Origin of the sequence: Mesorhizobium sp. L-2-11 (assembly GCF_016756595.1) — a bacterium.
Classification (GTDB): domain Bacteria; phylum Pseudomonadota; class Alphaproteobacteria; order Rhizobiales; family Rhizobiaceae; genus Mesorhizobium.
On record NZ_AP023257.1, the window covers coordinates 863,155 to 877,198 of the forward strand.

Annotated in this window: 14 protein-coding genes; 11 read left to right on the top strand and 3 right to left on the bottom strand. The window is 63.5% G+C overall.

Annotated elements, in window-relative coordinates:
• The first annotated feature begins 70 nt into the window (after nt 1–70).
• The 3 genes from JG739_RS04100 to JG739_RS04110 all read left to right on the top strand — a co-directional run bounded on the left by JG739_RS04100 (nt 71) and on the right by JG739_RS04110 (nt 3,009).
• A complete protein-coding gene (locus JG739_RS04100; RefSeq protein WP_202365367.1) occupies nt 71–595 on the top strand; it encodes a hypothetical protein in 525 nt (174 codons plus the stop codon).
• Between the two features lie 53 nt (nt 596–648).
• Nucleotides 649–1,638 carry an SDR family oxidoreductase gene (locus tag JG739_RS04105; protein WP_244749681.1) on the top strand — a complete coding sequence of 330 codons (990 nt, stop codon included), beginning with the start codon at nt 649–651 and terminating at the stop codon, nt 1,636–1,638.
• Nucleotides 1,639–1,785: 147 nt separating this feature from the next.
• The gene (locus JG739_RS04110) at nt 1,786–3,009 is read left to right on the top strand and encodes a GGDEF domain-containing protein (RefSeq protein WP_202365368.1); all 1,224 of its coding nucleotides are present in this window, start codon (nt 1,786–1,788) and stop codon (nt 3,007–3,009) included.
• On the opposite strand, the gene JG739_RS04115 is transcribed toward JG739_RS04110, so the two are convergent.
• Nucleotides 2,993–3,358 (bottom strand): hypothetical protein, encoded by a 366-nt coding sequence (locus tag JG739_RS04115; protein WP_202365369.1) that lies wholly within the window; start codon nt 3,356–3,358, stop codon nt 2,993–2,995. The genes JG739_RS04110 and JG739_RS04115 overlap by 17 nt on opposite strands.
• A 271-nt stretch (nt 3,359–3,629) precedes the next feature.
• Between JG739_RS04115 and JG739_RS04120 the strand changes: the two genes are divergently transcribed.
• The 6 genes from JG739_RS04120 to JG739_RS04145 all read left to right on the top strand — a co-directional run bounded on the left by JG739_RS04120 (nt 3,630) and on the right by JG739_RS04145 (nt 8,684).
• A complete protein-coding gene (locus tag JG739_RS04120; protein WP_244749682.1) occupies nt 3,630–3,917 on the top strand; it encodes a hypothetical protein in 288 nt (95 codons plus the stop codon).
• Between the two features lie 382 nt (nt 3,918–4,299).
• The gene (gene sdhC, locus JG739_RS04125) at nt 4,300–4,719 is read left to right on the top strand and encodes a succinate dehydrogenase, cytochrome b556 subunit (RefSeq protein ID WP_077380892.1); all 420 of its coding nucleotides are present in this window, start codon (nt 4,300–4,302) and stop codon (nt 4,717–4,719) included.
• A 23-nt stretch (nt 4,720–4,742) separates the two neighbouring features.
• The gene (gene sdhD, locus JG739_RS04130; RefSeq protein ID WP_370463441.1) at nt 4,743–5,117 is read left to right on the top strand and encodes a succinate dehydrogenase, hydrophobic membrane anchor protein; all 375 of its coding nucleotides are present in this window, start codon (nt 4,743–4,745) and stop codon (nt 5,115–5,117) included.
• Between the two features lie 3 nt (nt 5,118–5,120).
• Nucleotides 5,121–6,962 (top strand): succinate dehydrogenase flavoprotein subunit, encoded by a 1,842-nt coding sequence (gene sdhA / locus JG739_RS04135; protein ID WP_202365371.1) that lies wholly within the window; start codon nt 5,121–5,123, stop codon nt 6,960–6,962.
• Between the two features lie 64 nt (nt 6,963–7,026).
• The gene (locus JG739_RS04140; RefSeq protein ID WP_202365372.1) at nt 7,027–7,806 is read left to right on the top strand and encodes a succinate dehydrogenase iron-sulfur subunit; all 780 of its coding nucleotides are present in this window, start codon (nt 7,027–7,029) and stop codon (nt 7,804–7,806) included.
• A gap of 239 nt (nt 7,807–8,045) precedes the next feature.
• Nucleotides 8,046–8,684 carry a YceH family protein gene (locus JG739_RS04145; protein WP_202365373.1) on the top strand — a complete coding sequence of 213 codons (639 nt, stop codon included), beginning with the start codon at nt 8,046–8,048 and terminating at the stop codon, nt 8,682–8,684.
• A 240-nt stretch (nt 8,685–8,924) separates the two neighbouring features.
• Here the strand turns inward: JG739_RS04145 and JG739_RS04150 are convergent, their stop codons facing one another.
• Entirely contained in the window at nt 8,925–9,350 is a 426-nt protein-coding gene (locus tag JG739_RS04150; RefSeq protein ID WP_202365374.1) for an OsmC family protein, read from the bottom strand.
• A gap of 193 nt (nt 9,351–9,543) precedes the next feature.
• On the opposite strand from JG739_RS04150, the gene JG739_RS04155 reads away from it, so the two are divergent.
• Together JG739_RS04155 and JG739_RS04160 are read left to right on the top strand one after the other, a co-directional pair.
• A complete protein-coding gene (locus JG739_RS04155; protein ID WP_202365375.1) occupies nt 9,544–9,756 on the top strand; it encodes a hypothetical protein in 213 nt (70 codons plus the stop codon).
• 3 nt (nt 9,757–9,759) lie between these two features.
• Nucleotides 9,760–10,116 (top strand): YciI family protein, encoded by a 357-nt coding sequence (locus tag JG739_RS04160; protein ID WP_202365376.1) that lies wholly within the window; start codon nt 9,760–9,762, stop codon nt 10,114–10,116.
• 274 nt (nt 10,117–10,390) lie between these two features.
• On the opposite strand, the gene JG739_RS04165 is transcribed toward JG739_RS04160, so the two are convergent.
• Nucleotides 10,391–13,729: an adenylate/guanylate cyclase domain-containing protein gene (locus JG739_RS04165; protein WP_202365377.1), complete on the bottom strand. Its 3,339-nt coding sequence runs from the start codon at nt 13,727–13,729 to the stop codon at nt 10,391–10,393.
• Nucleotides 13,730–14,044: the final 315 nt, after the last annotated feature.

Sequence of the window (14,044 nt, forward strand, 5' to 3'; positions counted from 1 at the left end):
CCGGAACCGCCGACGCGTTCCCGGCATTGATTTTACGGAGGAATCTGCGTCCAGAACAGGGAGCAGGGTTATGGCTTACCGTGATTACATCCATACGCCGGTGACGCCGCGCGACATCCGCTGGGGACTGCAGCAGGGGGCCGTTGCAGGTATCGTTGCAGGCATCGTCTTTGCGGCGTTCGAAATGGCGGCGAGTGCGTTCATGATGGGGGCGGAAGCGTTCTTCATGCCGCTGCGCATGATCGGCGCCATCGCGCTTGGACCGGAAGCTCTCGATCCCGGCTACCCGCTCCTGACGGCCGGCATCGCCGGGGTGATCGTGCATTTAATCCTGGCCATCGCCTATGGGATCGTGTTCGGGGAGATTGCCGCAATGCTGCGCGGGCAAGCCACCTTCATTGTTGTCGGCAGCATCTTTGGCCTCGCCTTGTGGCTGGTCAATTTCTATGTGATCGCGCCAATCGCATTCCCTTGGTTCCTGCAAGCAAGCCCGGTCGTGCAGTTCATTGCCCACACATTCTTCTTCGGTACCGTCCTCGGCTGGTACCTGTGGAAGTCGCACGAGAGAAGCGGGCTCGAAGGACCGGCGGTTTAGCCTTGCCAATACCAACTCGGCGCCGTCAGATTGAATATCGCGGAAAGACAGCGGTGGTCACCGGCGCTTCTGCCGGTGTCGGACGCGCTGTTGCGCTGCGCCTCGCACGAGAGGGCGCGAAGGTCGCTCTGATCGCGCGCCACAAACCTGCTCTGAGCCAGCTGAAGGCGGAAATCGAAGGCAGGGGCGGCGAGGCACTCGCCATAGCCGCCGATGTTTCCGACGCGGCCAAAGTAGTTGCGGCGGCCGACGAGATCGAGTCAACACTGGGGCCGATCGAGCTTTGGATCAACAATGCGATGGCGACTGTTTTCTCACCTGTGGAGGAAATAAGTCCCGCAGAATTCCGCCGCGTAACCGAGGTGACCTATCTCGGTTCCGTCCATGGGACGATGGCGGCGCTGCGGCACATGAAACCGCGCAACCGCGGTACGATCCTGCAAATCGGATCCGCGCTGGCCTATCGTGGCATTCCGTTGCAGGCCGCGTATTGCGGCGCCAAGCATGCACTTCGCGGCTTCAGCGAATCTCTTCGCACCGAACTCATTCACGATCACAGCGATATACGGGTCACGATAGTCGAATTGCCGGCGGTCGATACGCCCCAATTCGATTGGGCGCGCACGCATACGGGCCGTGAACCTCGCCCTATGGCCCCCGTTTTCCAGCCGGAAATCGTGGCCGAGAATGTCATCCGCGCCGCGCGCGATCCCGCCCGCGAATACTGGTTGGGTTTCAGCACCCTTTTTGCCATCATCGGAAACATGTTTGCCCCAGGCTTGCTGGACCGCTATCTGGCTAGTGCGGCTTACAAGGGCCAGGTCCGGCGTACCAAGCCATCATCTGCACGCGATGATAATCTTTTCCACCCGGTCAAAGGGCTCCACAAGACCCACGGGTCCTTCACGACCGAGGCACGCGGCAGACTTGCGGGATTTTCAACGGCAAAGACCAGACTTGGCATTTTCACCGCGGCGACGGTTTTGCTCTTGATGATCGGCTATGGGTTTGGCAGTCGCAAAAGAACCGCGCACGGCAATTGATTGACCGAAAAAGCAAAAAAAGCGGGACGGTAATTGGACCGCGAGCGTTCCGACGTGTCCGCTCAAAGCCGGCTGATTATCAGCCTCACGTTAACGTCTTTTTCGCCCGTTCGTGATCTGCTGGCGCCGGGGAGTGCGAAAGACCACATGGGCGGCGGCGCAGAGTTCATCCTTGCAATCAACCTGCTCGTCGCCGGCCTGCTGGCGGCTGCCTTCATGACCATATCGTTCAACGATGCGGCGTGCGCGCCGGCGCGCTGTCTGGTGGTCGGTTATCTCCTCGGGATGGCCTATTTCGCTATCGAGTTCTGCATTCCGGTCTTCGACAATGCGCGACCCGCAGTCGTCGCGGGCTTCGCGGTTTTCCTGGGCGCCACCATCGCCTTCAATGGCGGGCTTGCCCACAAATACGGCGTGGCGCCGCCCTGGGGGCCGATGCTCGTCTTCCTGTTGGCGGCCACCGTGGCAGTGTATTTCGTGCAGGATCTGCCGCGCCAGTCGCTTGCCCGCATGATGGCCTACCAGCTTCCCTATGCCGCCATGCAGTTCGTCGGCGTCGGCATCGTCTGGTCGTCGAGGCAAAGACGCGACTGGCTCGACCATGCGCTGATGGCCGTTCTGGCGGCCAGCGCCATGCAGTTCGTGAGCAAGCCGTTTATCGCCCATGCATTGGGCGGCTGGGGCGTCAATCCGCAGGCCTACCTGCAGAGCAACTACGCCCTGGTGTCGCAATCGCTCGGCACGGTATTCGGCATGACAATCGCGCTTCTCATGCTGATCATTCTGGTCCGCGACGTGCTCGCCGAAGCGACCTCGAAGTCGGAGACGGACACGCTGTCGAGGCTGCTCAACCGAGGCGGCTTCGAGCGTCATGCCGAGCTCGCCATGCGTGACGCCGTGCGCAGGGGTATTCCGGTCGCGCTGGTCATCGCCGACCTCGACCATTTCAAGAGCATCAACGACAGTTTCGGCCACGCATCCGGCGACCGGGTCATCGAGGCCTTTGCCGGCTTCCTGCGTGATGCGGCCGCCGAGCATCACGTCGCCGGCCGCATCGGTGGTGAGGAATTCGCCATCATCCTGCCGGGAACCAACCTCGCCGCCGCGCGGCTCTTCGCCGAAGGCACGCGCAGCGCTTTCGGGGCGTTGCCGATCGACTGTCTGCCGGCGAACCATCGTTGCACCGCCAGCTTCGGCGTTGCCGAGCTCCACCCGGCCGAGGGTTTTTCCGACCTGCTGCGGCGCGCCGACGAAGCGCTCTATCAAGCGAAAGGCAGCGGACGCAATTGCGTGCGGATCTCGATAGGATCAATCGCCGCCCGGCAGCCGGTTGTCGCCAATGCCGGGCCGAAGATCAGCGGCAGGGGCTAAGCTCCGGCATCTCGCCGTCGGAAAGGCCGTACATATAACTGCGGCCCTTGACGAAAACCGGCGGCCTGTAGCAGTCGCGGCTGCTGACGTCATCCGCGTCGTTTTCATAGATTCTGGGTCGGCCGGCACCGGTGTAGTCCGACAGTTCCTTGGCCAGGTTGCCTTCGCCAACGAGGATGCGCTTGTAGCCGGCGGCGCTCTCGATGACGAGATTGCCGAAGGAATCGGCATAGACGCGGTCGCGTGTACCGGCGCGTACCGGTGCTGCCAAGCCAATGGCCACCGCCACCAGGACGACGGCCATCGAGACGGGCGCCGGAAGGCGCGATCTGCCTGAATTCGAACGCATGGCATCCCCATTTGTCAGAGGCCGAGAGTTGCTCGAATCATAAATTAACTATTTCTTAACCTTTGTTAAGATGCCAACCCCGTTGGCCGTCAGGTCTCGGCAAACATGGTTAATATCCGCGGCCATCTTTCGGCCATGCTTGCTACCACCATCGCGGCCGGCGCCGAGCGCGACTTCGGTGATCTTGGCAAAGCGTCGCTCTGGATTGACGCATAGGGAGACAGCACATGGCGTTAGGCCGGACGTTTCGGGTGACCTGGCCCTTTGTCCATTGCTGACCACAATTGCCTGTAATGCGCCGAAGGCCGGAAATCCGCTCGCCGATTCACCGCAGCCGCGCAGCGCGACCTACACTTGCGCCGATGGCGCCAGGATCACCATCGAAAATCTCGGCACCTCGGTGCGGGTGCTTGGCCCGGACGGCGCCAGCGAGGACCTGCCGGCCTCCCCAGCCAATCAAAACAGCCGCTTCGGCGCGGAGCATGACGCAATCGTGATCGACGGGCGCGACGCGCTGGTGATGAAGGGCGGCGCCACCCCGCTGACCTGCACCCGCTGACCGGGCGTGTTCAGGTGAGGCCGGCCTGCAGATGGTGGCTCCCTGCGCTTCCGATGCTCACGTAACCGAAAGTACGCTACGCTCCGGTTCTCGGCATCCACCATTTTCGACTCAGCCTGACGTGAATCTCAACACACCCTGAACGCCTAAGCCGGGCAAATATGTTGCATCGCAGCGAACGTTGCGCCGGCTTAGGGTCGCGCCCTAATCGATTGAAGCCAAACACTGCCTTTTGTCAGACTAAATTACGTTTTCGAAACGATTTTCCGGCTTTGACGCGGTGCAAAAAGAGCATTAGAAACCGGGCTGTCCAAAGTCGCAACCGGAAGCGGTAAAGCCGCATTTCCACCTGGGGCTCCAGAGACGCCGAACTGGGGGAGCCATGAGCAAATCACCAGCCACCCGCGAATTTGCCAGACGTGAACGGCCGCTGTCGCCGCATCTGACCGTCTATCGACCGCCGATCACGATGACGATGTCGATTATCCATCGCATCACCGGTGGCGCGCTCTATTTCGGCACGCTGCTGGTCGCGCTGTGGCTGATGGCGGCGGCGAGCTCGCAGTCCACCTTCGACGCCGTCAACTGGGCCTTCGGCTCCTGGCTGGGGCGGCTGGTGCTGTTGTTCTATACCTGGGCGCTGATGCACCACATGCTGGGCGGCGTGCGCCATCTGATCTGGGACACCGGGGCTGGTCTTGAAAAGGACACCGCCTCCAGGGTCGCCTGGGCGACGCTGGCCGGCTCGATCGTACTGACGCTGCTGATCTGGATCGCCGGCTACATGGCGCGGGGAGCCTGATCGTGAGCCACCATAACACCGACATGCGCACCCCGCTGGCAAAGGTCCGCGGCCTCGGCTCCGCCCGCGAGGGCACGGAGCATTTCTGGCGCCAGCGCCTGACGGCGATAGCCAACATTCCGCTGATCCTGTTCTTCGTCGGCTTTCTGATCGCGCTGAACGGCGCCGGCTATGCGCAAGTGCGCGCCGCACTTGCCAACCCGTTCGTGGCGCTGGTCCTGGCCCTGGTGCTGTTGTCCGGGCTCTACCATATGCGGCTCGGCATGCAGGCGATCATCGAGGATTATGTGCATGGCGAGGGCATGAGGCTGGCGCTGCTCGCGCTCAACACATTCTTTCCCATAGTGGTCGGCGTCGCCTCGATCTTCGCCCTGCTCAAACTGGCATTTGGAGGCTGAAATTTGGCCAAGGACGCGAACAACGCCAACACGGCGTCCGCCGCCTACAGCTATGTCGATCACAAATTCGACGTGGTTGTCGTCGGCGCCGGCGGCGCCGGCCTGCGCGCCACGCTCGGCATGGCCGAACAGGGCCTGCGCACCGCCTGCATCACCAAGGTTTTCCCGACGCGGTCGCACACTGTCGCCGCTCAGGGCGGCATCGCCGCCTCGCTGTCCAACATGGGCCCCGATTCCTGGCAGTGGCACATGTACGACACCGTGAAAGGATCGGACTGGCTCGGCGACGTCGACGCCATGGAATATCTGGTGCGCGAAGCACCCGCCGCCGTCTACGAGCTCGAGCATTACGGCGTGCCGTTCTCGCGCACCGAAGAGGGCAAGATCTACCAGCGGCCGTTCGGCGGCCATATGATGAATTTCGGCGACGGCCCGCCGGTGCAGCGCACCTGCGCGGCCGCCGACCGCACCGGCCACGCCATCCTGCATACGCTCTACGGCCAGTCGCTGAAGAACAACGCGCAGTTCTTCATCGAGTATTTCGCGCTCGACCTGATCATGCAGCCGGACGGCACCTGCACCGGCGTCGTCGCCTGGAACCTCGACGACGGCACCATCCACCGTTTTTCGGCAAAAATGGTGGTGCTGGCGACCGGCGGCTATGGCCGCGCCTATTTCTCGGCGACCTCGGCGCACACCTGCACCGGCGACGGCGGCGGCATGGCGGCGCGGGCCGGGCTGCCGCTGCAGGATATGGAGTTCGTGCAGTTTCACCCGACCGGCATCTACGGCGCCGGCTGCCTGATCACCGAGGGCGCCCGCGGCGAAGGCGGCTATCTCGTCAATTCAGAAGGCGAGCGCTTCATGGAACGTTATGCGCCGTCGGCCAAGGACCTTGCCTCGCGTGACGTGGTCTCGCGCTGCATGACGCTGGAGATCCGCGAGGGACGCGGCGTCGGCAAGAACAAGGACCATATTTTCCTCCACCTCGACCACCTCGATCCGGCCGTTTTGCACGAGCGACTTCCTGGAATTTCGGAGTCGGCAAAAATCTTTGCCGGCGTCGACCTGACCAAGGAGCCGATCCCGGTGCTGCCGACGGTCCATTACAATATGGGCGGCGTGCCGACCAATTACTGGGGCGAGGTGCTCAACCCCACCGCCTTGAACCCGGACCAGGTGTCGCCCGGGCTGATGGCGGTCGGCGAAGCCGGCTGCGCCTCCGTCCACGGCGCCAACCGGCTGGGCTCCAACTCGCTGATCGATCTGGTGGTGTTCGGCCGCGCGGCGGCGATCCGGGCCGGCCAGGTGATCGACCGCAACGCGGCGATCCCGTCTCCCAATGAGGCCTCGGTCGACAAGACCATGGACCGCTTCGACCGGCTGCGCCACGCCAACGGCTCGACGCCGACGGCGGTCTTGCGCGAAAAGATGCAGAAGGCGATGCAGGACGATGCGGCGGTGTTCCGCACCCAGGAATCGCTGCAAAGCGGCTGCAAGCGCATTTCGCAGATCTGGGGCGAGCTCAAGGACGTAAAAGTGTTCGACCGCTCGATGATCTGGAACTCCGACCTGGTCGAGACGCTGGAGCTGGAAAACCTGATGGCCAACGCCATCACCACGGTCTACGCCGCCGAGGCGCGCAAGGAGAGCCGCGGCGCGCATGCGCGGGAAGATTTTTCGGCGCGCGACGATGCGAACTGGCGCAAGCACACGCTGGCCCGGCTCAGCGAGGCCGGCGAGGTGTCGCTCAGCTATCGGCCGGTGCACACCGAGCCGCTGCTCAGGGAAGCAGACGGCGGCATCAACCTGGCCAAGATCGCGCCCAAGGCGAGAGTGTATTGATGATGGCCGCCGTGAACGGGACTTGGTCCGGGCTGAAGCTCGTCATCCGAAAGGACCTGAGATAATGGTCGAACTCACCCTTCCGAAAAACTCGAAGATTAAGGCCGGGAAAACCTGGCCGAAGCCGGAGAATGCTACCAATCTGCGGGAGTACCGCATCTACCGCTGGTCGCCGGACGATGACGAGAACCCGCGCATGGACACCTATTTCGTCGACATGGACGATTGCGGGCCGATGGTGCTCGACGCGCTGCTCTGGATCAAGAACAAGATCGACCCGACACTGACGCTGCGCCGCTCCTGCCGCGAGGGCATTTGCGGCTCCTGCGCCATGAATATCGACGGTTCCAACACGCTCGCCTGCACCAAGGGCTGCGACGATATTTCCGGCGCGATCAAGGTCTACCCGCTGCCGCATATGCCGGTGGTCAAGGACCTGGTGCCCGACCTGACCAATTTCTACGCCCAGCACGCCTCGATCGAGCCGTGGCTGAAGACGGTATCGCCCGAGCCGGCCAAGGAATGGCTGCAAAGCCATGAGGACCGCGAAAAGCTCGACGGGCTCTACGAATGCATCTTGTGCGCCTGCTGCTCGACCTCATGCCCGAGCTATTGGTGGAACGGCGACCGCTATCTCGGTCCGGCGACGCTGCTGCAGGCCTATCGCTGGCTGATCGATTCCCGGGACGAGGCCAAGGGCGAGCGGCTCGACAATCTCGAAGACCCGTTCCGGCTCTATCGCTGCCACACCATCATGAACTGCGCCCAGACCTGTCCCAAGGGCCTCAACCCGGCCAAGGCGATCGCCGAGATCAAGAAGATGATGGTGGAGAGAAGGGTTTAGCTTCGGACGGGTTGCTGCAGGGAACATCTCGTCGGTAGTGATCCTTCGCGCCCCCCTCTGTCCTGCCGGACATCTCCCCCACAGGTGGGGAGATCGGCAGCTTCACCGATATCGCCCCGTCTGCAATGTTGGAGATTGGCGAAAGCCGAGGTGACATCCAATCTCCCCCAAGTGGGGGAGATGTCCGGCAGGACAGAGGGGGGCGCTGTCCCGCCGGCCTCAGAAGGAATAGCCATCCGATGACCGATTCCGAACTCCCCATTCTCTCTCCCGTCGAAGCGCGCGTGCTCGGTTGCCTGATCGAAAAGAAGGAACTGACGCCCGATATCTACCCGTTGACGCTCAATGCGGCACTTGCCGCCGCCAACCAGAAGACGGCGCGCGAGCCGGTGATGTCGGTCGAGCTTGTCGAGGTGAGACGAGCGCTTGGCCAGCTCGAGCACAAGGGCTTGGTCAGGCAGGTCTTTGCCTCGCGCGTCGAGCGCTACGAGCATGTCGTCGCGCAGCGCTTTTCGCTGACCTCGGTGCAGATCGCGCTGCTTGGGCTGCTGTTGCTGCGCGGTTCGCAGACCGCTTATGAATTGCTGGCGCGAGCTGAGCGCATGGCGCGGTTGCCCTCCATCGACGAGCTTCGCAGCAATCTCGACCTGTTGATCGGCCGCAAGCCGCCGCTCGTTCAGCAGATCGATCGTGCTCCCGGCCAGCGTGAGGACCGCTATGTGCATCTCTTGGGCAGGCCTGTGCAGCTGTCCGCTGCCGCGGCGCCTTTGCAGGCGCCTTCGCCGGGGTCCGATCTCGAAGGCCGGGTGCGCGCACTCGAGGAGGAGGTTGCGCAGCTGCGCGCACGCATCGACGAGCTGACCGGCGACGGACGGTAACGACCGTGTGAGAGGACAGCGCCCCCTCCTAGGAATCCTGTTCGCCGCCACTATCGACCGGTTGGCGCTGCCCCTCACTCGCCTGCCGGCGACCTCTCCCCGTAGAGTGACGGGGAGAGGGACGCTCTCGACGGTTTTCGCCAATTGTCAGCGTTGCAGGAAGTGTGCCGCGGTGGCGGCCGGCTCTTTGCCCGGCAGGGCAATGAGGGCGGAGCCTGCTTCAACAGACGTGGAGCGCTCTCAGCCGAGCTTGGCGTCGAGTGACACGTTGATGGCGCCGAGCGCCTTCGAGACCGGACACCCGGCCTTGGCCTGTTCGGCCAGCTCCTGGAATTTCGCGGCATCGATGCCCGGCACCTTGCCAACCAGCGTGAGCGCGCTGCCGGTGATGCCGGTGCCTGGAACCAGCGTCACCACGGCCTTGGCGTAGAGTTCGGTGGCGGGGGTGCCGTTCTCGGCCAGGACGTGCGAAAGCTGCATGGCAAAGCAACCGGCATGCGCCGCTGCGATGAGTTCCTCCGGATTGGTGCCGGACTTGCCGCTTTCATCCTCGAAGCGCATCTTGAACGAGTAGGGCGTGCCTTTCAGAGCCCCGCTCTGCGTGTCGAGCGTGCCGTTGCCCTCTTTCAGATTGCCTTTCCAGACGGCGTTTGCGGTGCGGTCCATGAATTCCTCCTTGATGTGGTGGCTGAGCCGGGGTCGGCGTCTGGTCGACTATAGCGCGCGCGGGCACGAAGGCCACCCCGTGCTTTCGCGCCAATGGCCAGTCCAAAAAAATCCGCCTGCAAAAATGTCGACTTCCATCTGCCTCGGCCGTCCTGCGGGCGGCCACGGGTTTCGCGGCCGAATGGAGGACACCATGAACAATCTGTTTTCTGCTCACTGGCGAGACACCGGCCGAAAGGCGGCTGAACAGGAAGCCGACTGGTTGGATCGGCAACCTTCCGGTTTCGGTCGATTGCTTGCTGCGGTCGCCATGATCGGGGTTGCGGTATCCCTTCTCGATTATGCGGCGGTAAAAAGCCCGGCTGAGACCTTGGCTGCCAACAGTTCGTCACAACAAGGAAGATGAGAGATGAAATACGTTTGCCTGGTTTATGGTGAGGAAAAAGACCTTTACGCAATGAGCCCGGAGAGACTGGCCAGGCTCGACGCCGACTCACTGGCCTATGACAGGTCGGTGGAGCAAAGCGGCCGGCTGATCATCGCGCAGGCGCTGCAGTCGGTAAAAACCTCGAAAACCGTGCGCCGGCGCAAGGGCAAGCGGCTGATTACCGATGGTCCCTTCGCCGAGACCAAGGAGCAATTGCTCGGCTTCGTCATGATCGAGGCCAGGGATATCGACGAGGCGCTGGAGATTGCCGGCGGGATTCCGCTGGCCGAAATCGGCACGATCGAGGTCAGGGCGATTTACAACGTGCCGGGGTCCTAGTGGTATCGGCCTAACATAAGAGTCCTGCTTGGATTCCGTTGGCGAAGCGCATGCGAGTCGCATGCGCACAGGAATATCCTTCACCGTTTCGCCGACCGATCGCCAGCGACTGATGGCTGTCGTCAAAGACCGCAATGCGCCGCAGAAGCACGTCTGGCGCGCGCCGGAGCCGAAATTCCGGTTTCGACCCCTCATAACAGGCGGCTGGTTTGAGCCCGATGCGGGCATTCAGTCAGTTTTGCCTCCACCCCTAGTGACATCGAGCTGACTTGAGTCACCTCAGGGTGTCGAGAAAGGCCTTGGCCTCTCTCAGGTCGGGGGTCTCGAAGCCCTCGGAGAACCACTCATTCACGGGCACGAGCAGGGTGTGCGCATCGGCAGGCTTGCCTTGGTCGCGCCAGAGCCGGGCAAGACCGGTGGCCGCACGCAACTCCCAGGACTTCGCGGATTGACGCCGGGCGATTTCGATCGCGTGCTCAAATGCGGCGCTCGCCTCATCTGGTCTTCCGTCCGGCAGGGCTGCCAAAAGCTGCCCGCGCAAGCGATACAGTTCGGCCTCCGGCCAACGCTCCCCTGTCCCCTCGATCACTGCCAGAGCCTCATCCAGTGCACCGAGCCCCCGTTGCATGTCCCCCGAGACGGCACAAGCCTCGGCCAGCAGGCCCAGGAAGAATGGACGCATCCACGCCGCGCCGCTCTTCCCCCAATCCGCAAGCCCGCGCTGGATCGCTTCTATCCCGGCGGCCTCCTGACCGTGGCGAGCCATGGCCCAGCCCTGGACCACCGTCGCGCTGGCGGCCCATAGATCCAACTTGTGTTCCCGGGCCAGCTCCAGCAACGCCGCCGCATGCGCCGCGGCCGCGCTGTCGTCGCGGCCAAAAGCCCCCACCAGCGCGCTGTACATCAGGGCAAACCCGAGGGTGTTCTTATGGCCGACCCGGTGGGCTAAGGCCAATCCCTCGGCTTGTCGGCGGGATGCCTGATCCGGGTAGCCCAGCAGCCACAGCACCCAGGTCAGGTGGGCGAGCGCGGACACGCCAAGGTCCTGGCCAAAAACAAAGGCCGTCGAACCATGCCGTTCCGGGTCGTACAGCGCAACGGCACACTCGAGGTGCTCGCGGGCGGCGAGCAGCTCGCCCCCCACCTCATCTGTCGCGCCGCACATCCGGTGCGCCAAGCACAGCCGCTCCGGGTCTGGGTGCAGCTCGGCCAAGGCGAGAATTTGCCTGGCCAGCTTCTGCTGCTCGGGAAGCGCCATGCGTACAAATTGGACAGCCCAGAACCCATACAGCACAGGAAACTGTTGTGATACGTCGCCTACGGCCTCTACCAACTCCTGCGCCCGGGCGAAAGCGGAGGCGGTCTCAGGTGCTGCGTGGCCGTACCGGGCAATGCACGCCTGACCAAGCATAGTCTGAAGATGAAGTTCGCGCTCTGCCAGGGCGCGGCTCTCGGGCAAGGTCCGCACGAGGTCAATGCTCCGGGTAAGATGGCCGATGGCTTCCGCAACGGCCGAGCGCCGGAAGGTGCGTTCCCCGGCCCGCTGCCAGTAGTCCGCAGCCCGCTCGGTCAGTTCCGCCTGGGTAAAGTGATGGGCCAGCAGCTCCGGCTGGGTTTCGACCACTTCCGGCCAGTGCTCTTCCAATACCTGGGCGATCCGGGCGTGCAACTTCTGGCGTGTGCCACGCAGGAGGCTCACGTAGGCGGTGTCCTGCACGAGCGCGTGCTTGAACGTGTAGGTCGCCTCGGGCGGCGTGCCGCGCCGGAACGCGAGACCAGAATTGACGAGCTCGTCCAGTCCCTGCGCCAACGCTGCCTCGGGTAGTCCCGCCACGGCGGCCAGCAGCTCATGGTTGAACTCCCGGCCGAGTGCCGCGCCGATCTGCGCCACCTGCTTGGCGGCCGGCAGCCGATCCAGCCGAGCGGTCAATGAAGCCTGCAAAGTGCTCGGGATCGGAAGCGCCGAGACAGCAGCATCGGGCTGGCTGGCACCCTCCAGCACGGTTTTGGTCAACTCCTCGATGAACAGGGGCACACCGTCGGTCTGCGCCACGATCCGATCCAGCATTCCGGCCGGTAATGCTTGGCCCATGACCACCTGAGAGGCGAGCGTCGCGGCTTGACGCGGACTGAGACGACTCAGCGCCATCAAGGTCACGCCCGCCAGCCCGACCCAGGGCGCCTCAAACTCCGGCCGGAAGGAGATGACCACCAGCACTGGCAGCGAGACCAAGCGCATGATCAACCTGTCCAACAGCTCCAGCGAGCTTGGATCGGCCCAATGCACGTCCTCGAACAGCATCAGCACGGGGGATCGGCGGGCCCGTTCATCGAGGATGTGAAGCAGTGTCCCGAAGGTCTGCTCCTTCTTGCGCTCCGGGCTGAGAGCCAGTGGCGGGTACCGCTCGCCACCCGGCACGCCGAGCATCTCGGCAATGAGCGCCAGCTCATGCGAGGCGGCGAGTGGGTGTAGCAGGATTTCCAGCTTGTCGAGCCGAGCCTCCGCAGGCTCGCCGTCCACGAAGCCTACCTCGTTCTTCCAGCGTGCGATGATCGGTTGCAGGGCGCTCTCACGGTGATGGGGCGAGCAGAAGTACTTGAGTTTGAGATGCACCTCTCCAGCTACGTGCTCCTCGAGCGCAGCGATCAGGCGGGACTTGCCGATGCCGGGCTCGCCGGCGATGAGCACGACCTGCCCTTCGCCGCCCTTCGCCTGATGCCACCGGCGCAGCAGCAGATCGAGCTCGCCATCGCGCCCGACCAGCGGCGTGAGGGCGGCCGGATGCATCGCGTCGAAGCGGCTCTGAACCATGGCCTCGCCCAGCACCTGCCAGGTGCGGACTGGGCCGGTTAGCCCTTTGAGGTGAACCGCATCAAGCTCGCGGCACTCGAACAGGCCGCCGATGCGCCGCCGTGTTTCCGCGTCGATCACTGCGCACCCAGGATCAGCGAGGGATTGTAGCCGCGCGGCAACGTTCGGGGTCTCGCCGATTACAGCCTGCTCCTGTGCGGCCCCAGCCCCCAGCAGGTCGCCCACGACGGCGAGGCCACTGGCGATGCCGACGCGTGCGGACAACCGCTCATCGGCGGGCGCAATCTGGCCAACCGCTTCCAACGTGGCCAAGGCGGCGCGTACTGCGCGCTCGGCCTCGTCGGCCTGGGGCCAGCCGAAATAGACCAGTACTCCATCGCCCATGTACTTCGCGACGAAGCCGCCGAAGCGACCAACCGTCTCGGCAATGCGGCGGTGGTAGGTCCCGATCACCTCGCGCATGTCCTCGGGGTCCAGGTGCGCGGCGAGCGCCGTGGAGCCGACGAGGTCGACGAACATCACACTAAGTTGGCGCCGCTCCGCCTCAGGGGACGGCAGGGCCACTGTCGCGGAGATCGTGCTCTGTGGCTGGATGGATGGGGACATGGCTGGAGGCGAGCCCGCGCGCACGGCGGCGATGGCGGCGAGCAACTTGCGGCGGTGGCCGATCGAGACGACGCCTAGTCCGCTCAGATCATCGGCGATGAGGTCGGCTAAGACGTCGCCATCGATGTCGTTCTCGCGGAACGCCTGTTCGTACTGTCCCAGCCCCAGATCGCGCAGCCACGCGCCAATATCCATGGCCCTCTCCCGGGTTCGTGGCGACGGGAACGCCAAGGTCTTCAATCTACCCCAAAATCGCGGAGGGGGCATGATGAAACGTCACGAGTAACCTTCGGATTAAGGGCAGCTCGTGGCAGCACCAAGCATACTTTCGCCGCTCTGTCGGCCAGCTTCCGCTTTCCACCTAAAACCGAAGTCTGTATCGGGTCCTAAGCCTTAGGTTTTCACCATTAGCGATTATTCTGTTTGCGTCCGGCTGAATCAAAATTTCTTCGGCGGGCGCAACTTTTGCGCGTTGAAGCGAGGCAGCACTTCTCCTATCGTCGCTGCGGT